15 protein-coding genes are annotated in these 21456 nt (G+C 62.6%); 11 read left to right on the forward strand and 4 right to left on the reverse strand.

What is annotated here, in order from left to right; translation table 11 throughout:
* Positions 1-126 precede the first annotated feature (126 nt).
* Complete coding sequence (smc, locus tag BM186_RS14005; RefSeq protein WP_074916030.1) at positions 127-3615, reverse strand: chromosome segregation protein SMC; 3489 nt, start codon at positions 3613-3615, stop codon at positions 127-129.
* A gap of 6 nt (positions 3616-3621) precedes the next feature.
* On the reverse strand, positions 3622-4281 hold the full coding sequence (locus tag BM186_RS14010) for a GntR family transcriptional regulator (RefSeq protein ID WP_045735339.1): 660 nt from the start codon (positions 4279-4281) through the stop codon (positions 3622-3624).
* A 232-nt stretch (positions 4282-4513) separates the two neighbouring features.
* Here BM186_RS14010 and BM186_RS14015 point away from each other — a divergent pair, with 232 nt between their 5' ends.
* The 5 genes from BM186_RS14015 to guaD all read left to right on the forward strand — a co-directional run bounded on the left by BM186_RS14015 (position 4514) and on the right by guaD (position 12350).
* Positions 4514-5647: an alkane 1-monooxygenase gene (locus BM186_RS14015; RefSeq protein ID WP_074916032.1), complete on the forward strand. Its 1134-nt coding sequence runs from the start codon at positions 4514-4516 to the stop codon at positions 5645-5647.
* A 386-nt stretch (positions 5648-6033) separates the two neighbouring features.
* On the forward strand, positions 6034-7473 hold the full coding sequence (gene xdhA, locus BM186_RS14020; protein WP_074916034.1) for a xanthine dehydrogenase small subunit: 1440 nt from the start codon (positions 6034-6036) through the stop codon (positions 7471-7473).
* A gap of 24 nt (positions 7474-7497) precedes the next feature.
* The gene (xdhB, locus tag BM186_RS14025) at positions 7498-9894 is read left to right on the forward strand and encodes a xanthine dehydrogenase molybdopterin binding subunit (RefSeq protein ID WP_074916035.1); all 2397 of its coding nucleotides are present in this window, start codon (positions 7498-7500) and stop codon (positions 9892-9894) included.
* Between the two features lie 203 nt (positions 9895-10097).
* Positions 10098-10928, forward strand: a complete 831-nt coding sequence (xdhC, locus tag BM186_RS14030) for a xanthine dehydrogenase accessory protein XdhC (protein WP_074916036.1) — start codon at positions 10098-10100, stop codon at positions 10926-10928.
* 117 nt (positions 10929-11045) lie between these two features.
* On the forward strand, positions 11046-12350 hold the full coding sequence (guaD, locus tag BM186_RS14035; RefSeq protein ID WP_074916038.1) for a guanine deaminase: 1305 nt from the start codon (positions 11046-11048) through the stop codon (positions 12348-12350).
* A 180-nt stretch (positions 12351-12530) separates the two neighbouring features.
* On the opposite strand, the gene BM186_RS14040 is transcribed toward guaD, so the two are convergent.
* Positions 12531-13298 carry a GntR family transcriptional regulator gene (locus BM186_RS14040; RefSeq protein ID WP_024307768.1) on the reverse strand — a complete coding sequence of 256 codons (768 nt, stop codon included), beginning with the start codon at positions 13296-13298 and terminating at the stop codon, positions 12531-12533.
* A 593-nt stretch (positions 13299-13891) separates the two neighbouring features.
* On the opposite strand from BM186_RS14040, the gene BM186_RS14045 reads away from it, so the two are divergent.
* Entirely contained in the window at positions 13892-15232 is a 1341-nt protein-coding gene (locus tag BM186_RS14045) for an NCS2 family permease (RefSeq protein WP_072425640.1), read from the forward strand.
* 312 nt (positions 15233-15544) lie between these two features.
* On the opposite strand, the gene uraH is transcribed toward BM186_RS14045, so the two are convergent.
* A complete protein-coding gene (uraH, locus tag BM186_RS14050; RefSeq protein ID WP_072425641.1) occupies positions 15545-15898 on the reverse strand; it encodes a hydroxyisourate hydrolase in 354 nt (117 codons plus the stop codon).
* Positions 15899-16300: 402 nt separating this feature from the next.
* Between uraH and puuE the strand changes: the two genes are divergently transcribed.
* The 5 genes from puuE (at position 16301) to BM186_RS14075 (ending at position 21435) form a co-directional block, all read left to right on the forward strand.
* Positions 16301-17242 carry an allantoinase PuuE gene (gene puuE / locus BM186_RS14055; RefSeq protein ID WP_072425642.1) on the forward strand — a complete coding sequence of 314 codons (942 nt, stop codon included), beginning with the start codon at positions 16301-16303 and terminating at the stop codon, positions 17240-17242.
* Positions 17239-17754 (forward strand): 2-oxo-4-hydroxy-4-carboxy-5-ureidoimidazoline decarboxylase, encoded by a 516-nt coding sequence (gene uraD / locus BM186_RS14060; protein WP_074916040.1) that lies wholly within the window; start codon positions 17239-17241, stop codon positions 17752-17754. The genes puuE and uraD overlap by 4 nt, the downstream gene beginning before the upstream one ends.
* Positions 17755-17795: 41 nt before the next feature.
* The gene (locus BM186_RS14065) at positions 17796-18299 is read left to right on the forward strand and encodes an ureidoglycolate lyase (protein WP_074916041.1); all 504 of its coding nucleotides are present in this window, start codon (positions 17796-17798) and stop codon (positions 18297-18299) included.
* Between the two features lie 47 nt (positions 18300-18346).
* The gene (locus tag BM186_RS14070) at positions 18347-19684 is read left to right on the forward strand and encodes a urate hydroxylase PuuD (protein WP_074916043.1); all 1338 of its coding nucleotides are present in this window, start codon (positions 18347-18349) and stop codon (positions 19682-19684) included.
* A gap of 248 nt (positions 19685-19932) precedes the next feature.
* Positions 19933-21435: a nucleobase:cation symporter-2 family protein gene (locus BM186_RS14075; protein ID WP_174892480.1), complete on the forward strand. Its 1503-nt coding sequence runs from the start codon at positions 19933-19935 to the stop codon at positions 21433-21435.
* Positions 21436-21456 lie beyond the last annotated feature (21 nt).

Here is a 21456-nt window from a genome sequence, read left to right on the forward strand (position 1 = left end):
TGTTCTGTCTGACGTTTTCCGCGTGTAACAAAAGTGGGCAATAAGCTAGCACGACGAAAGGCAACTTTACACAGGGAGCCACATAACGTTTTGCCTGTATTCAGTTAATCTCGCGGCGCTCTGCCATCACGCCTCCACCATCGCCAGCGCCTCCTCGACATCTACCGCCACCAGACGCGAGCAACCCGGCTCGTGCATGGTGACCCCCATCAACTGATCGGCCATTTCCATGGCAATCTTGTTGTGGGTGATGTAGATGAACTGCACCGTGGCTGACATCTCCTTGACCAGTCGCGCGTAGCGCCCGACGTTGGCATCGTCCAGCGGTGCATCCACTTCGTCCAACATGCAGAACGGCGCCGGATTGAGCTGGAAGATGGAAAACACCAGTGCCAAAGCAGTCAATGCTTTCTCTCCACCGGAGAGCAAATGAATGGTGCTGTTCTTCTTGCCCGGGGGCCGCGCCATGATGGTCACACCGGTATCGAGTAAATCTTCGCCGGTGAGTTCCAAATAAGCGTTGCCGCCACCGAAAACTTTTGGAAAGAGTGCCTGCAAACCGCCATTGATCTGATCGAAGGTGTCCTTGAAACGATTGCGCGTTTCCTTGTCGATCTTGCGGATGACGTTCTCCAGGGTTTCCAACGCTTCGACCAGATCGGCGTCCTGCGCATCCAGATAACGTTTGCGTTCGGACTGCTGCTGATACTCGTCGATGGCCGCCAGGTTGATCGGCCCTAGACGGGCGATGCGTGCGGCCATGCGCTCCAGTTCTTCTTCCCAGGCGCTCTCGCTGGCTTCGGCCGGCAGCGTGGCGATCACCCCGTGCAGGTCGTAGTTGTCCTCGGCGAGCTGGTCGGCCAATGCCTTGCGCCGCACGTTGAGCGACTGCCAATCCATGCGCTGTTGCTCCAGCTGGCTGCGTAGCAGTTGCGCCTGTTGTTCAGCCTGGGTGCGGCGCTTCTCGGCATCGCGCAGTTCGCGATCGGCGTCCTCCAGCGCCAAACGCGCCTGACGCAGTTCGTCGTCCACCGCCATGCGCCGCTCGAGCAATTCCTCGAGCTTGATGCGCAGCTCTTCCAGCGGCGCCTCGCCCTCTTCCAGGTTCAGCGACAACTGCTCGCGCCGCTCATGCAGGCGCTCGGCCTGCACCTCCAGACGCTCCAGCGCCTGGCGGGTGGAGTCGTGCTGCGCCTTGAGCGAGCCGACGCGCACCGCCAGTTGATGGGCATGGTCCTTGTGCTGACGCGCGTCCTGACGCACACGGTCGAGGCGCTCGCGCAGACTGTCGCGGCTGGCCAGCAGGCTTTCGCGCTGCTCGTTATCCAGGGCCATGGCATCCAGCGCATCCTGCAACTGCAGACGCGACTCGCCCAGTTGCTCCTGCTCGATCTCCCGCTGCTCGGCCGCTTCCTGCAGTTCGTCCTGCAAACGGCGGCGACGCAGGCCCAGTTGCTCGGCCTTGGCCTGGCTGGCGGACAGCTTTGCCTTCAGCTCGCTCAGCTGGCGCGCCAGTTCCTGGCCCTGACGGCGTTGCTGCTCACGCTGTTCTTCCTGAAGACGTTGCTCGTCGCGCAGCGCCAGCAGGCGTTCATCCAGTTGCGCCAGGGCTGCTTCACGTTCCTCAAGCTCCAACTGCAAGCGCTCCAGCTCCTGGCCACGAGCCAGCACACCGCTGTCGGCCTCGGCGGCGCGACGCACGCGCAGAAAATGCCGGCCGACCCAGTAGCCGTCGCGGCTGATCAGGCTTTCGCCGTCCGCCAGTTGCGCACGGGCGGCCAGCGCCTGCTCCAGTGATTCCACCGGGCGCACACCGCCTAGCCAGGGCGACAGGTCGTGGCTCGACTCGATCTTGTCCATCAGGCTGCCGGCACGCCGCGCACCGCCCGAAGCCGGGCTGGCCAAGCGCAGTTCGCCCTGCTCCAGACTGGAGAAGTCCAGCCCGGCAAAATCGTCCAGCAGCACCGCCTGCAGATCGGCACCAAGGACAGTCTCAACCGCCAGCTCCCAGCCGGACTCGACGCGCAGCCCTTCAGCCAGGCGCGGACGCTGCAGCAGGTTCTGCTCGCGCAACCACTCGCCGGCGCCCTGCCCTGGATCGAGCGCCGCCTGTTGCAGCGCCTCCAGCGACGCCAGACGGCCGTTCAGGCGCTGCAGCTCACCTTGCGCCTGCTGCTGGGCCTGGCCAGCCTGCTGCAGTTCCTCGCGCAGTTGCTGCAGGCGCTCGGCCTGCTGCTCTTCGGCCTGTTGCAGCGCTTCGTGCTCCAGCTCGCCAGCGGCAAGCTGTTCGTTCAATTCGAGAATGGCGGCGTCTTCCGGGTCGGCCGCCAGTTGCTGCAATTCTTCGTTCAGGCGGCGCTGACGCTCGGCCAGGCGTTCCAGGCTCTGTTCCAGCTGGGCGATGCGCGACTGCTGCACTTCGGCCTGACGACGCGGTTCAGCGCTGCGCTGGTTGAAGCCGTCCCACTGCTCCTGCCAGCCATGCATGGCGGCCTCGGCCTCTTCCAGGCTGGCGGCAGATTCCTCGGCAGCAGCGGCAGTCATCTCCTGCTCGGGCAGGAGCATTTCCAGTTCTTCACCGAGGGTGGCCAGCAGGGTGCGGTCGTGGCCCAGATGCGACTCGGTTTCCAGGCGCGCCTTTTCTGCCTCGCGCAGGTCATCCTGCAACTGGCGCAGGCGCTGCTGGCCATGCTGGATGCTCTGCTCGACGCGGGCGATATCGCCACCCACGGAATAGAAGCGACCCTGCACCAGGTTGAAGCGCTCGCTCAATTCGTGATGGCCATCGCGAAGGCGCTCGATGCTGGCGTCGGCGCTGCGCTGCTCGGCCACCAGGGCCTCGAAGGCCACTTCCTGATCGCCGATCACCTGCTCGCGGCTGCCAACCTGCTGGTTCAGGCTCTGCCAGCGCAGGGCCAGCAGTTGCGCCTTGAGCTGGCGCTCCTCGGCCTTGTATTCCTGGTATTTCTCCGCCGCCTGGGCCTGACGGTGCAGACGCTCGAGCTGGCGCTCCAGCTCTTCGCGCAGGTCACTCAGGCGCTCCAGATTCTCCTGGGTACGGCGGATGCGGTTTTCGGTCTCGCGGCGGCGCTCCTTGTACTTGGAGATGCCGGCGGCTTCCTCGATGAAATTGCGCAGCTCTTCGGGCTTGGCCTCGATCAGCTTGCTGATCATGCCCTGCTCGATGATCGAGTAACTGCGCGGCCCCAGGCCGGTGCCGAGGAAGATATCGGTGATGTCGCGGCGCCGGCACTTGGTGCCGTTGAGGAAGTAGGTGTTCTGCCCGTCGCGGGTCACCCGACGGCGGATGGAAATCTCGGCGAAGGCCGCGTATTCACCCACCAGCGAGTTGTCGCTGTTGTCGAAAATCAGCTCGATGGAGGCCTGGGTCACCGGCTTGCGTGTGTTGGAGCCGTTGAAGATGACGTCGGTCATCGACTCACCACGCAGGTTCTTCGCCGAGCTTTCACCCATCACCCAGCGCACGGCGTCGATGATGTTCGACTTGCCGCAGCCATTGGGCCCGACCACCGCCGCCATGTTGCTGGGAAAGCTTACCGTCGTCGGATCGACGAAGGACTTGAAGCCCGCCAGCTTGATGCTCTTCAGGCGCATCTGGGCTTAGCGCTCGGCCAGGGTTGCCAGCACCAGCTGGCAGTTGTGCTGACCGTAGGCTTGCAGCACTTCGCGGGCACGCTCGTTGTCACGGGCGATGATCGCCTGCAGCAGGCTGGCGAAGGTGCCCATGAACTGGCCCATCTCGCCTTTGCGCCGCTCCAGCGCCAGGTGGTAGGTGCGGCTGATGGCCGGCAGCAGGTTCTCCAGGGTTTCCTGCAGGTACGGGTTGTCGGCGAAGGGAAAGGCCGCACGCATCACGTCGAAGCTGTTCTCGACGAAGGCGCCGATATCGCCACGCTCCAGGCTGGCCAGCAGGCGCTGCTGGATATCGATGAAGGGCGCCAGGTCGGTCTCCACCTTCCAGCGCTCGATCACCGCGCGCGCCAGCATGATGTAGAGCTCGATGCTCAGTGCGTAGAGGCTGGTGACGTGGTGCGGGGTCAGTTCGCTGACCTGGGCGCCTCGGCGCGGCAGGATCACGATCAGGTGGCGGCGTTCGAGAATCAGCAGCGCTTCGCGCACCGAGCCACGGCTGACGTTGAGGGCCTGGGTAACCTTCTGCTCCTGAATGCGCTCACGTTCCTTGAGCTCACCGCGAATGATGCGTTCGGCCAGGTAATGGGCAATTTGCTCGGCGAGGCTGTCCGGGGCCTTGAACGTCATGACATTCCTTATTTGCGTCGATCCAGGGGCAGGCGGTCGAGTCTGGGAGCCCCGCCACGGCTGGGCGGGAGCAAGAAAATCTGGCGGCGAGTGTAACACAGGGTGTTACCCCGCCAAGCGTCCCCGCGGGGCACTTTCCGTTCTAAAGGTTGGCCGTGGAAGTCTGGCCGCGAAAATGGATTGTCCTACAATCTGAGGTAAAACCCAGAACAATAATGACTTGGAGAATCCGATGTTCGAACGCCTGCCGTCGCGCTGGATGCTCGCCCTGAAGAAGGTCGGCTACTGGATCTGGCTGATCCCGGTACTGGGCATCCCCCTCAGCTATTACTGGTCGCAGGGCAGCGCGCACGCCGACGCCTGGCCCTGGCTGGTGATCAGCGTGGTGTTCGGTGTGATTCCCTTGCTGGACTTCATTGTCGGTCGCGACCCGGCCAACCCGGATGAGTGCGACGAAGTGCCGGCCCTCGAAGCCCAGGGCTACTACCGACTGCTGAGTCTGGCCACGGTGCCGCTGCTGCTGGCGATGCTGGTGTGGAGCGGCTGGATATTCGCCAGTTACGAGGGCTGGAGCTGGGTCGGCCAGCTCGGCTGGGTGCTGTCGGTCGGCACGGTGATGGGCGCCATCGGCATCACCGTGTCGCACGAGCTGATCCACAAGGACCCGAAACTGGAGCAGAACGCCGGCGGCCTGCTGCTGGCAGCGGTGTGCTACGCCGGCTTCAAGGTCGAACATGTGCGCGGCCATCACGTGCATGTATCGACGCCCGAAGATGCCTCCTCCTCACGCTTCGGCCAGAGCCTGTACGCCTTTCTGCCGCATGCCTACAAGCACAACTTTCTCAACGCCTGGAAGCTGGAAGCCGAGCGTCTCAAGCGGCGCGGCTTACCGGTCCTGCATTGGCGCAACGAGCTGATCTGGTGGTACGCCATCAGCGCACTGTTCCTGCTGGGTTTCACCCTGGCCTTCGGCGCGCTCGGCGCGCTGTTCTTCCTCGGCCAGGCGGTTATCGCCTTTACCCTGCTGGAGATCGTCAACTACGTCGAGCATTACGGCCTGCACCGGCGCAAACTGGACAACGGCCGCTACGAGCGCACCAATGCGCACCACTCCTGGAACAGCAACTTCCTGCTGACCAACCTGTTTCTCTTCCACCTGCAACGCCATTCCGACCACCACGCCTATGCCAAACGCCGCTATCAGGTGCTGCGCCATTTCGACGACAGCCCGCAGTTGCCCAATGGCTATGCCGGAATGATCGTACTCGCCCTCTTCCCACCGCTGTGGCGCGCGGTGATGGATCCCAAGGTCCGCGCTTACTACGCCGGCGAGGAACATCAGCTAAGCGAGTCGCAGCTGACGTAAGCCCTGAGCCGCCCTCCCCATCCCAACCCCGGCAGCGCAGGCTCCCGGGGTTTTGTTTTGGCTATGTCGTATTTGCTTGTTGATGCAGCGATTTGGCCTTGTAGGGTGCGCCGTGCGCACCTGCTGCTTAGGTGAACAACGGTGCGCACGGCGCACCCTACCCTCTGGCAGCGCCTACGCTGGCATGAAAGTCGCTACGCTGAACGCATGGCGGCCTCATAACCGATTTGCATGACAAGCAGCTGACCACAGGGTCAAATATTTGTTGACCCAAAAGTCAGAAAACTCTAGATTGACCCCATGGCAGCCCGCGCCAGGGCCCTGCAGTGCGTGCATCACCTGGCCAGCCAACCGATTCATAACAATAAAGTGCCTGGAGGTCGTCCTTGATCCAGTTTTTACTCAACCGGGAGCTGCGCACCGAGCATGCCCTGGACCCCAACGTCACCGTGCTGGGCTACCTGCGTGAACACGTCGGCAAGACCGGAACCAAGGAAGGCTGCGCCTCCGGCGACTGCGGTGCCTGCACCGTGGTGGTGGGCGAGCTCGATGGCGACCGCGTTCGTTATCGCACCCTCAACTCCTGCCTGACCTTCGTCTCCAGCCTGCACGGCAAGCAACTGATCACCGTCGAAGACCTCAAGCATCAAGGCAAGCTGCACAGCGTGCAGCAGGCGATGGTCGACTGCCATGGCTCGCAGTGCGGCTTCTGCACCCCCGGTTTCATCATGTCGCTGTTCGCCCTGCAGAAGAACTCCACGGGGTACGACAAGGGCCAGACCCTGGAAGCCCTGGCCGGCAATCTGTGCCGCTGCACCGGCTACCGGCCGATCATCGACGCCGCCGAGCAGGCCTGCTGCCAGAAGCAGCCGGACCAGTTCGATGCCTTCGAAAGCGACACCGCGGCCCAGCTCAAGGCCATCGCCCCGCGTGAAACTGCCGAGCTCAACAGTGGCGACAAGCGCTGCCTGGTGCCGCTGACCGTGGCCGACCTGGCCGACCTCTATGCCGCCAACCCCGAAGCCCGCCTGCTGGCAGGCGGCACCGATCTGGCCCTGGAAGTCACCCAGTTTCACCGCGAACTGCCGGTGATGATCTACGTCGGCCATATCGAAGACATGAAGCGCATCGAGGTGACCGACAGCGCCATCGAGATCGGCGCGGCCGCGGCCCTGTCCGACTGCTACGAAGCGCTGTCGCGCGAGTACCCGGACTTCGGCGAGCTGCTGCACCGCTTCGCCTCCCTGCAGATCCGCAACCAGGGCACCCTGGGCGGCAACATCGGCAACGCCTCGCCCATCGGCGACGCCCCGCCGCTGCTGATCGCCCTCGGCGCGCAGATTGCTCTGCGCCAGGGCAACACGCGGCGCATCCTGCCGCTGCAGGACTACTTCCTCGACTACAAGGTGACCGCGCGCCAGGAAGCCGAATTCATCGAGAAGATCATCGTGCCGCGCGCCCAGGCCAACCAGGCGTTCCGTGCTTACAAGGTGTCCAAGCGCCTGGACGACGACATTTCCGCCGTCTGCGCGGCCTTCAACCTGACGATCGTCGACGGCGTGGTCACCGAAGCGCGCATTGCCTTCGGCGGCATGGCCGCCATCCCCAAACGCGCCAGCGCCTGCGAAGCGGCTCTGGTCGGCTCGGCCTGGTATCCGGGCGTGATCGAACGTGCCTGCGAAGCGCTGGGTGAGGACTTCACCCCGCTGTCGGATTTCCGCGCCAGCAAGGAATACCGCCTGCTCACTGCCCAGAACCTGCTGCGCAAGTTCTTCCTGGAGCAGCAGTCGCCCGAGATCGAAACCCGGGTCACGGCCTACGCCTAAGCGCAGAGATTTTTGGAGACGAAGATGTCCAGTCATATCGAACACAAATCCCAGGAAGAGCTGGCCGCCCTGTTCCGCGCTGGCATGACCAGCGGCGTCGGCCGTAGCGTCAAGCACGAGAGCGCGGACAAGCACGTGTCCGGCGAAGCGGTCTATGTCGACGACCGCCTGGAATTCCCCAACCAATTGCACGTCTACGCGCGCCAGTCGGATCGCGCCCATGCGCGCATACTGCGCATCGACACCCGCCCATGCTACGAGTTTCCGGGCGTGGCCATCGCCATCACCAAGGATGACGTGCCGGGCCAGCTGGATATCGGCCCGGTGGTCGCCGGCGACCCGCTGCTGGCCGACGGCAAGGTCGAGTACGTTGGCCAGGTGGTGCTGGCGGTAGCCGCTGACAGTCTGGAAACCGCGCGCAAGGCGGCCATGGCCGCCATCGTCGAATACGAAGACCTGGAGCCGGTGCTCGACGTCGTCGAGGCCTACCGCAAGAAGCATTTCGTGCTCGCCAGCCACACCCACCGCATCGGTGACTCGGCCAGCAAGCTGGCCAGCGCCCCGCGTCGCCTGCAGGGCACCCTGCATATCGGCGGCCAGGAGCACTTCTACCTGGAAACCCAGATTTCCTCGGTCATGCCCACCGAAGACGGCGGCATGCTGGTCTACACCTCGACGCAGAACCCCACCGAGGTACAGAAGCTGGTGGCCGAAGTGCTCGGCGTGCCGATGAACAAGATCGTCATCGACATGCGTCGCATGGGCGGCGGTTTCGGCGGCAAGGAAACCCAGGCCGCCGGCCCGGCGTGCCTGTGCGCAGTGATCGCCCATCTCACCGGCCGGCCGACCAAGATGCGTCTGCCGCGCATGGAAGACATGAGCATGACCGGCAAGCGTCACCCCTTCTACGTCGAGTACGACGTCGGCTTCGATGACGACGGCCTGCTGCACGGCATCGAGATGGACCTGGCCGGCAACTGCGGCTACTCGCCGGATCTGTCCGGCTCCATCGTCGACCGCGCCATGTTCCACTCGGACAACGCCTACTTCCTCGGCAACGCCACCATCAACGGTCACCGCTGCAAGACCAACACCGCGTCGAACACCGCCTACCGTGGTTTCGGCGGCCCACAGGGCATGGTCGCCATCGAGGAAGTGATGGACGCCGTCGCCCGCAGCCTGGGCAAGGACCCGCTGGAAGTGCGCAAGCTCAACTACTACGGCAAGACCGAGCGCAACGTCACCCACTACCACCAGACCGTCGAGCACAACGTCATTCACGAAATGACCGCCGAACTGGAGCAAAGCTGCGAGTACGCCAAACGCCGTGAAGAAATCCGCGCCTTCAACGCCAACAGCCCGGTGCTGAAGAAAGGCCTGGCCATGACCCCGGTGAAATTCGGCATCAGCTTCACCGCCACCTTCCTCAACCAGGCCGGCGCGCTGATCCACATCTATACCGACGGTTCGATCCACCTCAACCACGGTGGCACCGAGATGGGCCAGGGCCTCAACACCAAGGTGGCGCAGGTGGTGGCCGAGGTGTTCCAGGTCGATATCGAGCGCATCCAGATCACCGCCACCAACACCGACAAGGTGCCCAACACCTCGCCGACCGCGGCCTCCAGCGGCGCCGACCTCAACGGCATGGCGGCGAAGAACGCGGCCGAGACCATCAAGCAGCGCCTGGTGGACTTCCTCGTACGCGAATACAAGGTCACCCCAGAAGACGTCGAATTCCGCAACGGCCAGGTGCGCGTGCGTGATCACTTCCTGTCGTTCGAAGAGATGATCCAGAAGGCCTACTTCGGCCAGGTCTCGCTGTCGTCGACCGGCTTCTACCGCACCCCGAAGATTTACTACGATCGCGACAAGGCAGCCGGCCGCCCCTTCTACTACTACGCCTACGGCGTGGCCTGCGTGGAAGTGCTGGTCGACACCCTGACCGGCGAATACCGCATGCTGCGCGGCGACATCCTGCACGACGTCGGCGACTCGCTGAACCCGGCCATCGACATCGGCCAGGTCGAGGGCGCCTTCGTCCAGGGCATGGGCTGGCTGACCATGGAAGAGCTGGTGTGGAACGCCAAGGGCAAGCTGATGACCAACGGCCCGGCCAGCTACAAGATCCCGGCCATCGCCGACATGCCCATCGACCTGCGCGTGAAGCTGGTGGAAAACCGCAAGAACCCGGAAGACACCGTGTTCCACTCCAAGGCCGTCGGCGAGCCGCCGTTCATGCTCGGCATCTCCGCCTGGTGCGCCCTCAAGGACGCCGTGGCCAGCCTGGCCGACTACAAGGTGCAACCGCAGATCGACGCCCCAGCCACGCCTGAGCGCGTGCTCTGGGGTGTGGAGCAGATGCGCAAGCTGAAGACGACGGCCAAGGCTGCCAGCGCTGCCGAGGTTGAACCGGCGTAACACGATCGGCCCCCTCTCCCATTCATGGGAGAGGGGTGAACAGCCATGTAGTTCGAATTAAACAGGTGTACAACAATGACAAAACACACCGAACCGAATAATCCACCCGCTCGCCCGGCGCCGGAGCCGATTCTCGATCCGTCGCCGAGCAACTGGCGCCTGCCGCGCCCGGGACAGACCACGCCTTCCTGGAGGCTGAGCAAATGAGCTGGATCAGCGCCCTCGCCGAGCTGCAGCAAAAAGGTGAAGCCTGCGTTCTGGTGACCATCATCGAGGAACGCGGCTCGACGCCGCGCAATGCCGGCTCGAAGATGGTGGTCACCGCCGAACGCATCTTCGAGACCATCGGCGGCGGTCACCTGGAATACAAGGCCATGGAACTGGCGCGCGAGATGCTTGCCACGCGCAGCCAGGACACCCGCCTAGAGCGATTCTCTCTCGGCGCCAGCCTCGGCCAGTGCTGCGGCGGCGCCACCGTGCTGCTGTTCGAGCCGATGGGCCAGCCACAGGCGCAGATCGCCGTATTCGGCGCCGGCCATGTCGGCCGTGCACTGGTGCCGCTGCTCGCCAGCCTGCCGTGCAAGGTGCGCTGGATCGACTCGCGGGAAAATGAATTTCCCGAGCACATCCCCGCCGGCGTGGAGAAGATCGTGGGTGACGAAGTGATCGACGAGGTGGAGAACATGCCGCCCGGCAGTTACTACATCGTCATGACCCACAACCACCAACTCGACCTGGAGCTGACCGCGGCGATCCTCAAACGCGGCGACTTCGCCTACTACGGCCTGATCGGCTCGAAGACCAAACGCGTCAAGTTCGAGCACCGCCTGCGCGAGCGCGGCTTCGAAGAAACCCTGATGGCGCGCATGCGCTGCCCCATGGGCCTGGCCGAAGTGAAAGGCAAACTACCGGTGGAAATTGCCGTGTCCATCGCCGGCGAGGTGATCGCCACTTACAACGCAAGTTTTGGTCAGGACGTTAAGAAGGGTGAATCCAGCGTCGCCAAGCTGCTGCCGGCCTCGCGCCGGTCCTGACTCTGCCTAATTCGCGGCGCGCCCAGTAGGGTGCGCCGCGCGCACCGATAACACCGCATTGCCCGTGGTGCGCACAGCACACCCTACGCACTGCCTGCCCCAATCGAGACGTAATAGATGACCACCAACATCAAAGCCTACCGCGCCGCCATTCTGCACAGCCTCGCCGACCCCGCCGCGGTCGGTGTCGAGCAGTCCTACGAATATTTCGAGGACGGCATCCTGCTGATCGAAAACGGCAAGGTCGCTCAGGTCGGCGCAGCTGCCGAGCTGCTGCCGAAGCTGGCCGGCGTGGAGATCCAGCACCATCGCGACGCGCTGATCACCCCCGGTTTCATCGACACTCATATCCACTACCCGCAGACCGGCATGATCGCCTCCTACGGCGAGCAGCTGCTGGACTGGCTCAACACCTACACCTTCCCCACCGAGCAGCAGTTCGAAGACAAGGCCCATGCCAGTGATGTGGCGGCGATCTTCCTCAAGGAACTGCTGCGCAACGGCACCACCACCGCCCTGGTGTTCGGCACCGTGCACCCGCAGTCGGTGGACGCCTTCTTCGAGCAGGCCGACAAGCTCAACCTGCGCATGATCGCCGGCAAGGTGCTGATGGATCGCAACGCCCCGGACTACCTGACCGATACCGCAGAAATCGGCTACGCCGAGAGCAAGGCATTGATCGAACGCTGGCACGGCAAGGGCCGCCTGCACTATGCGGTCACCCCGCGCTTCGCCCCGACCAGTACACCGGAGCAACTGGAGCTGGCCGGCAAGCTGCTGGGCGAATACCCGGACCTGTACATGCACACCCACCTGTCCGAGAACCGCAAGGAAATCGAATGGGTCAAGGAACTGTTTCCCGAGCGCAAGGGCTATCTCGACGTCTACGACCACCACAAGCTGATCGGCCCGCGCGCGGTGTTCGCCCATGGCGTGCACCTGTGCGACGACGAGTGCAAGCGCCTCGCCGAAACCGGCTCGGCGGTGGCCTTCTGCCCGACCTCCAACCTGTTCCTCGGCAGCGGCCTGTTCGACCTGAACAAGCTGGAGGCGCATGGGGTGCGCGTCGGCCTGGGTACCGACGTCGGCGCCGGCACCAGCTTCAGCCAGCTGCAATCGCTGAACGAGGCGTACAAAATCATGCAGCTGCAGGGCAAGAAACTCGACCCGTTCAAGTCGCTGTACCTGGCCACCCTGGGCGGCGCCAACGCCTTGTACCTGGACGACAAGCTGGGCAACTTCCTGCCCGGCAAGGACGCCGACTTCCTGGTGCTGGACTACAACGCCACGCCACTGATCAGTTACCGCATGCAGCAGGCTCGGAGCCTGGAAGAACGCCTGTTCGCCCTGACCATGCTCGGTGACGATCGCGCCGTGAAAGAGACCTTCGCCGCGGGCGTGTCGGTGCACCAGCGCGACTGAGGCCGACGGTCTAACCGCTTTCGTAGGAGCGGATTTATCCGCGATCAGGCTGTAAGCATGCTTGACAGCTTCGCGGCTGAAGCCGCTCCTACACAAACGCGCCCTGCCTCAGCCACATCATCTCCACATCGAAAAACCCCGAGGCGCGAGCATCGGGGCTTTCTTGTTACACGTTGAATATCAGCGATTAGCAGCGCTGCGCCCGGGCTTCTTCTTGGTCTGCAGCAGGTGCGAGAACACTGCGTGCAGGTCGTCCGAGGCGCTTTCTTCGTCCAGGTTGAGCTTGCTGTCGATGTGATCCATGTGGTGCATCATCAGGTGCACCGCACGCTCAGCGTCGCGCGCTTCGATGGCGTCGATCAACTGGTTGTGTTCGTCGTAGGAGCAATGCGAGCGGCTGCCACTTTCGTACTGGGCGATGATCAGCGAGGTCTGCGACACCAGGCTGCGCTGGAAGCTTACCAGCGGCGCATTGCGCGCGGCCTCGGCCAGCTTCAGGTGGAACTCGCCGGACAGGCGAATACCCGCACCACGATCACCACGGGAGAAACTGTCCTGCTCGTCCTTGACCATCTGCCGCAGCTCGGCCAGCTGCTCGGCTGTCGCGTGCTCGACGGCCAGTTCGGTGATGGCGCGCTCGACCAGGCGGCGTGCATAGAAGATCTGCCGAGCTTCTTCGACGCTCGGGCTGGCGACTACCGCACCGCGATTCGGGCGCAGCAGTACCACACCCTCGTGGGCCAGTCGTGACAGGGCGCGGCGAATGATGGTGCGACTGACGCCGAAGATCTCACCCAGCGCCTCTTCACTCAGCTTGGTGCCGGGCGCCAGACGCTGCTCGAGAATGGCATCGAAGATATGGGCATATACGACATCGTCCTGAGTCCCGCTGCGGCTGCTTTTGCCCACGCGCGGCTGCTTCTTGAGAGGCTGCAATTGATCGTTCATTCTGGCTCGCGTCAATGAGAGTCGGCGACACTGCGACTCTACTGTGTTCTACCCGGTAGCTGACAAGCTCCGAGCGAAAAAACATCAGAAAAAAATTCGGGCAATTGTACACAAGTCAATCAGCCATCACACCATTCGTTGTATGACGTCATAGCTGACCCTCGCCCGCATATCACCCACCTCTGAGCGCAGAACAACAAATTCTTTCTTTATATACAGCCGTCCTCTCAGTTCATTAGCGGCTAAGAACCCAGCCAGTCTGCCGAGACGACACTCGATCGAGCGTCGTCCTCAATCGAGCAAGAATCCCATCCATTTGTTTTATAAGCATTTTATTTAAATCCCTGAGGGGATTGTCGCCAAATCCATCCGCTTTTCCACCCGCAGGTTCGACTGGTGCGATTAATGCAACATTAAAAACATTAATTGCATTTTTTGTATACAACCGCATAATCGCGCTCGAGTGACTTCTTGACCGCTAGGTCAACAACTTAGCCAGGAAGCACCACCGAAAACACCGCCTGCCTCAGAGAGCATTGTTCTTGCGCAAGGCTCTGGGCGGTACACAACAAGAGAGATGAGGAGTACCCGCTGTGGAAAGCGTCAAACAAGAACAACACGCGAATCAACTGGCAAGAGGTGGCCTGCTCGACCGCTTCTTCAAACTGACCGAGCACCGCACCACCATCAAGACCGAGCTGCTGGCCGGCCTGACGACCTTCGTCACCATGGCCTACATCATCTTCGTCAACCCCAACATCATGGCCGGCGCCGGCATCGACCACGGCGCCGCCTTCGTCGCCACCTGCATCGGCGCAGCCCTGGGTTGCTTCCTGATGGGCCTTTACGCCAACTGGCCAGTCGGCCTGGCACCGGGCATGGGTCTGAACGCCTTCTTCACCTACACCGTAGTCGGTGAAATGGGCTATAGCTGGCAAATCGCCCTCGGCGCGGTATTCATCTCCGGCGTGCTGTTCATGATCATGAGCCTGTCGAAGATCCGCGAATGGCTGCTCAACAGCATCCCGATGAGCCTGCGCTTCGCCATGGGCGCCGGGGTCGGCCTGTTCCTCGGCCTGATCGGCCTGAAGACCGCCGGTATCGTCGTCGACAGCCCGGCCACCCTGCTGACCATGGGTTCGTTCAGTAACCCTTCGGCGCTGCTCGCCGCCGTGTGTTTCCTGTTGATCGCCGTGCTCAGCCATCGCAACGTGTTTGGCGCCATCCTCTTCAGCATGCTCGGCGTGACCGCCATCGGCTGGGCCCTGGGCCTGGTGGAGTACGGCGGCCTGGTGTCGATGCCGCCGAGCCTGGCGCCGACCTTCCTGGCCATGGATATTGCCGGCGCGTTCAACGTGGCGATGATCAGCGTGATTCTGGCCTTCCTCTTCGTGAACATGTTCGACACCGCCGGCACCTTGATGGGCGTGGCCCATCGCGCCAACCTGGTGGATGAAGACGGCAAGATTCACAACCTGTCCAAGGCACTGAAAGCCGACTCCACTTCCAGCGTGGTGGGCGCCATGGTCGGTTGCCCGCCGGTAACCAGCTACGTGGAAAGCGCCTCGGGCGTCGCCGCCGGCGGCCGCACCGGGCTGACCGCAGTGACCGTAGGCCTGCTGTTCCTCGCGGCGATGTTCTTCGCCCCGCTGGCCGGCATGATCCCGGCGTACGCCACCGCCGGCGCGCTGATCTACGTGGCGATGCTGATGATGAGCGGCATGGCGCACATCGATTGGAAGGACCACACCGACACCATCCCAGCCATCGTGACCGTGGTGATGATGCCGCTGACCTTCTCCATCGCCAACGGTATCGCCCTGGGCTTTCTTACCTACGCGACGCTGAAGCTGCTGACCGGCCAAAGCGACAAGGTCTCGCTGAGCCTGTACGTGCTGTGCGTGATCTTCATCGCCAAGTTCGCCTTCCTCTGACGGCAAACACCCCGCGCTGATCGAAGCCCCGGCCCTGTGCCGGGGCTTTTCGTTTGGCCCGTCAACCGCAGGCAGGCAAGCTCGTCGCAAGCATATCGCCGGCCCCGACTTTCATCCGGGCCACGGTTCGCTCGTAGGGTGCGCCGCGCGCACCAGCTTCGAAGCGCTGCACGGTGCCACGTGGGGCTACGGTGCGCACGGCGCACCCTACACGCAGACGAAAAAAAGCCCGCAGTGTGAGCGGGCGTAAGGACTCAAACGAGTCTGAGGGTGACAAGCATTCGTCTGGCAGGCGTCTGGCCCGCCAGTCACTCAGCTACCGCGGTAGGTGGAGTAGCTGTAGGGAGAAATCAGTAGCGGCACGTGGTAGTGCTCCTGGCCGGCATCGATGCCGAAGCGCAGGACCACAACATCGAGAAATGCCATATCCGGCAGTTTCACGCCACGGGCGCGGTAGTAGTCACCAGCGTGGAAATGCAGTTGGTAGACGCCTGTGCGGTAGTCATCACCCTGCAGCACTGGCGCATCGCAACGGCCATCGTGGTTGGTGGTAACGCTGTTGATCAGTTCCAGCTGCGCGCCTTCGACGCGGTACAGCTCGACCTTGATGTCACTCCCTGGGCAGCCGTGCGCGGCATCCAGTACATGTGTAGTCAAACGTCCCATGGGTCTCGGATGCCCGCGGCGCCTGGCGCCCTACGAACACCACACCTCCTCTGCTCTGTTGAAATCGGATCGTCGCAGTGCTCCGACGCAGTGGCAGGATAGCACGCAGATCGAATATAAAACATTTTTCCAATAAATTGTACACAATAAATTCAATTGGAATGCTATCCATGCACCAAACCGGATCACTGCTCACATCATCACCAGCCAGCAGCCACGGCATAACCAGCGCGCATTGCTGACCACCTCGGCAATTTTTTCGCTGTGGCACGCAGAGAAGAAAATGATGAAAAGTCGATTTACAAACGGCAACTAACTTTGTATACAATTACTCATCCCGGTCGCGTAGCCGTCGATTACCCGGCACGCAGAGACCGCAACGTTCCAGATAGGAAGACTGCAGTGAACGCTGATTACCCACGCGATTTGATCGGCTACGGCGCAAACCCTCCCCACCCGCACTGGCCGGGCGATGCCCGCATCGCCCTGTCTTTCGTGCTCAACTACGAAGAAGGCGGTGAACGCAACATTCTTCACGGGGACAAGGAGTCCGAGGCCTTCCTCTCCGAGATGGTCGCTGCTCAGCCACTGCAGGGTCAGCGCAACCTGTGCATGGAGTCGCTCTACGAGTACGGCAGCCGCACCGGTGTCTGGCGCCTGCTCAACCTGTTCAAGAAGCACGACATCCCGCTGACCATCTTCGCCGTGGCCATGGCCGCCCAGCGTCACCCCGAGGTGATCCGCGAGATGGTCACCGCCGGGCATGAGATCTGCAGCCATGGCTATCGCTGGATCGACTACCAGAACATGGACGAAGCCACCGAGCGCGAGCACATGCTCGAGGCCATCCGTATTCTCACCGAGCTGACTGGTGAACGCCCGCTGGGCTGGTACACCGGGCGCCTGGGCCCGAACACCCGACGCATCGTGCGCGAGGAAGGCGGTTTCCTCTACGACTCCGACACCTACGACGACGACCTGCCCTACTGGGACCCGGCCAGCACCACAGAGAAACCGCACCTGGTGATCCCCTACACCCTGGACACCAACGACATGCGCTTCACCCAGGTACAGGGCTTCAACAAGGGCGACGACTTCTTCGAATACCTCAAGGATGCCTTCGATGTGCTCTACGCCGAGGGTGAAGCCGGCGCACCGAAAATGCTGTCGATCGGCATGCATTGCCGCCTGCTCGGCCGCCCTGCGCGCCTCGCCTCGCTGGCGCGCTTCATCGACTACGTCAAAAGCCACGACAAGGTCTGGTGCGCCCGCCGCATCGACATCGCCAAGCACTGGCATGCCACCCACCCCTTCCGCGCGACCGAACAAGAGAACCGCCCATGAGCCGTTTCCAGACCCTTACCCCTTCCCAGCTCAGCCGCGAGGCCTTCGTTGCCGCCTTCGCCGACATCTACGAGCACTCGCCCTGGGTCGCCGAGAAAGCCTATGACCTCGGCCTGGACGAAAGCGTGGACGACATCGACAGCCTGCAACAGCGCATGGCCGATATCCTCCTGTCCGCCAGTCATGAGGCGCAGCTGGCACTGATCAACGCGCACCCGGACCTGGCCGGCAAGGCTGCAGTACGTGGCGAATTGACCGCCTCCAGCACCGCCGAGCAATCCGGTGCAGGCATCCACGAATGCACCGCCGAGGAGTTCGCCCGTTTCACCGAACTCAACGACGCCTACAAGGCCAAGTTCGGCTTCCCCTTCATCAAGGCCGTCAAGGGCAGCAACCGCCACCAGATCCTGGCCGCCTTCGAGGAGCGTATTCACAACACGCCGGAGCAGGAGTTCACCACCGCCCTGGCCGAGATCAACAAGATCGCCATGTTCCGCCTGCAGCAGCTGTAAGCGCTGCAGTCCCCCACCCGAACAGAACAAGTAGAACAGCCATGCGTAGCCTGACCATCGAGCCCCTGAGCAAAGAAACCTTCTCCCCTTTCGGTGACGTGATCGAAACCGACGGCAGCGACTTCTTCATGATCAACAACGGTTCCACCCGCCGCTATCACAAGCTGGCCACGGTGCAGACCGCACAGCCGGAGGACCAGGCCATCATCAGCATCTTCAGCGCCGAGTCGCTCGAGATGCCGTTGACCATCCGCATGCTGGAACGCCATCCGCTGGGCAGCCAGGCTTTCATTCCGCTGCTCGGCAACCCCTTTCTGATCGTGGTCGCGCCAGTTGGCGATGTACCTGTATCAGGGTCCGTCCGTGCCTTCCTAAGCAATGGCAGGCAGGGCATCAATTACCATCGCGGCGTCTGGCACCACCCGGTGCTGACGATCGAAAAGCGGGATGACTTCCTGGTGGTTGATCGCAGTGGTTCCGGCAACAACTGCGATGAGCATTTCTTCAATGAGGACGAGCTCCTTCTCCTCAACCCCCACCAATAAGAGAAGCCCGGGGCTGGCGTGCCTCCCCCGGGAAAGAGGTACAGATCGTGGAAGCACATTTCACCGAATGGCTAAACCTGGGCATCCGCTGGATCCATATGATCACCGGTATCGCCTGGATCGGCGCATCGTTCTATTTCGTCTGGCTGGAGAACAACCTCAACCGGAGCAACCCACGCGAGGGCCTGTCGGGCGACCTCTGGGCGATTCACGGCGGCGGTATCTACCACCTGGAAAAGTACAAGCTGGCTCCGCCGAAAATGCCGGAGAACCTGCACTGGTTCAAATGGGAGGCCTATGCCACCTGGCTGTCGGGCGTCGCCCTGCTGCTGGTGGTGTACTACCTCAACCCCAGCCTGTACCTGGTCAAGCCGGGCGTAGAGCTGTCCCCGGCAATGGGCATCGCCATCGGCCTCGGTTCCATGGCGCTCAGCTATGTGATCTACCACTTCCTGTGCGATTCGCCGCTGGGTAAACGCCCCGCCCTGCTCGGCGCCGTACTGTTCGTGCTGATCATCGCCGCCGCCTATGGCTTCAGCCAGATCTTCAGCGGCCGCGCGGCGTACATTCATGTCGGTGCGATCATCGGCACCATCATGGTCGGCAACGTGTTCTTCACCATCATGCCGGCCCAGCGCGCGCTGGTTAAGGCCATCGAAACCAACACCACGCCCGATCCGCTGCTGCCGGCCAAGGGCCTGCTGCGCTCGCGCCACAACAACTACTTCACCCTGCCGGTGCTGTTCATCATGATCAGCAACCACTTCCCGAGCACCTACGGCAGCCAGTACAACTGGGCGATCCTGGCCGGGATCGCGATCCTGGCGGTGTTGGTACGTCACTACTTCAACACCCGCCACGACAGCAGCAAGTACGTCTGGACCCTGCCGGCCGCAGCCCTGGGCATGATCTGCCTGGCTTACGTCACCGGCCCGCAAACGAAATCGGTCAGCGCACCGGCAACGGCTCAAGCCCCGGCGATCAAGTACGCTCCCGTTCCTGCTACCGGCCGCCCTGGCAACCCCTCCACTACCAGCGAGCCTGCTGCAGAGGAAACCCAAGCAAAAGCCGATGCCAGCGAGGATTCAACCACTGCCGCTGACAGCGCGACACCTGCTGCCAGCACCGATTTTGCCCAAGTCGAAAGCGTGATCCACGAGCGTTGCACCGTGTGCCACTCGTCCAGCCCCACCAGCCCGATGTTCAGCACCGCACCGGCCGGTTTCATGCTCGACACCCCCGAGCAGATGAAAGCGCAGGCAGCGAAGATCCACGCGCAAACCGTGGCCACGCAGATCATGCCGCTGGGCAATATCACCCAGATGACCCAGGACGAACGCGACATGATTGGCAGCTGGATCGCCAAAGGCGCTCAGATCAACTGATTGCCACACATGTCGCGCCCATGAGTGGGCGCGACATCTTTTTACACCCATGAACCGCCGGCAGCGTAAGCTGACCGGCGGTTCAGTTTTTGTGCACAATCCATAAATAAATTGTTTTTAACCATGTCCACAAGTTGTATAGTCGGCACATCCTGACCGATCGGACAATTTTCGATTGATCGGAGCAGAGGTGCCGTGAAGCCTCGTGTAAGCCCATGACCATATAAAAACAACTGGCAGGCTATGACATGACCACAGACAGCAACACCCAAGCCCCAGCTGCGCCCGTCGGCAACAGCGACCTGATCTATCAGCTGGACGACACGCCAGCTTTCGCCCCGGCCATCTTCGCGGCGCTGCAGCATGTGCTGGCCAGCTTCGTCGGCATCATCACCCCTACCCTGATCGTCGGCAGTGCTCTAGGCCTCGGCGCCCATGTGCCTTATCTGGTGAGCATGGCGCTGTTCGTCTCCGGCCTCGGCACCTTCGTCCAGGCCAAACGCATCGGCCCTATTGGTTCCGGCCTGCTGTGTCTGCAGGGCACCAGCTTCGGCTTTCTCAGCGTGATTCTCAGCGCCGGCTTCATCGTCAAGGGCCGTGGCGCCAGCGAGGAGGAGATACTCGCTACGCTGTTCGGCATCTGCTTCTGCGCCGCCTTCGTCGAGATTGCCTTCAGTCAGTTCATCAACAAGCTGCGCAAGGTCATCACACCGGTGGTGACCGGCACCATCATCTGCCTGATGGGGCTGTCGCTGATCAAGGTGGGCATGACCGACCTCGCCGGCGGCTATGGCGCGCCGGACCTCGGCGCCCTGCACCACCTGGCCCTCGGCGGCCTGGTGCTGGGCACCATCGTCGTGCTCAACCGCGCGTCCTCGCAGGTATTGCGCCTTTCTGCGGTGATCATCGGCCTGACCCTGGGCTTCGCAGTGGCCTGGTTCACCGGCAGGGTGGACTTCGCCAACATGGCCGAGGTACCGCTGATCAGCGTGCCGCAACCGTTCAAATACGGCTTCGGCTTCGACTGGATCGCCTTCGTGCCGATTGCCGTGATCTTCCTGATCACCCCGCTGGAAACCGCAGGCGACCTGACCGCCAACTCGATCATCTCCAAACAGCCGGTCAAGGGTCCGCTGTACATGCGCAGGATCAAATCCGGAGTGCTGGCCGATGGCTGCAACTCGGCGGTCGCCGCCATGTTCAACAGCCTGCCGATGACCACCTTCAGCCAGAACAACGGGGTGATCCAGCTCACCGGCGTGGCCAGCCGTCATGTGGGTTTCTACATCGCCAGCATCCTGGTGCTGCTGGGCCTGTTCCCGGTGGTCGGCGCGGTGCTGCAGCTGATGCCCAAGCCGGTGCTCGGTGGCGCCACCCTGATCATGTTCGGCACCGTCGCGGTGGCCGGTATCAAGATTCTCAGCGAAGCCGGCCTGCACCGCCGCAACGTCCTGATCGTGGCCATTTCCCTGGGCCTGGGCCTGGGTGTAGCCGGCGTACCGGACGTGCTCTCGCACATGCCGGACGTACTGAAGAACATCTTCGGCTCTCCCATCACCATCGGCGCCTTCAGTGCCATCGCGCTGAACATCTTCCTGCCCGACGAGAGCCACGAAGTCGAGGAAGATGACTACGACCCCGAGGCGCACCTGCACACCGTGCTGCAGAACCGCCCGGACGATGCAGCCATCGACGACAACAGCCTCAAGACCCTCAGCCGCGACCTCGACCCGGCAGCCCGACCGAGCTGACCCCTGGTGTAGACCCAACTC

This window comes from Ectopseudomonas toyotomiensis (genome assembly GCF_900115695.1).
Lineage (GTDB): Bacteria > Pseudomonadota > Gammaproteobacteria > Pseudomonadales > Pseudomonadaceae > Aquipseudomonas > Aquipseudomonas toyotomiensis.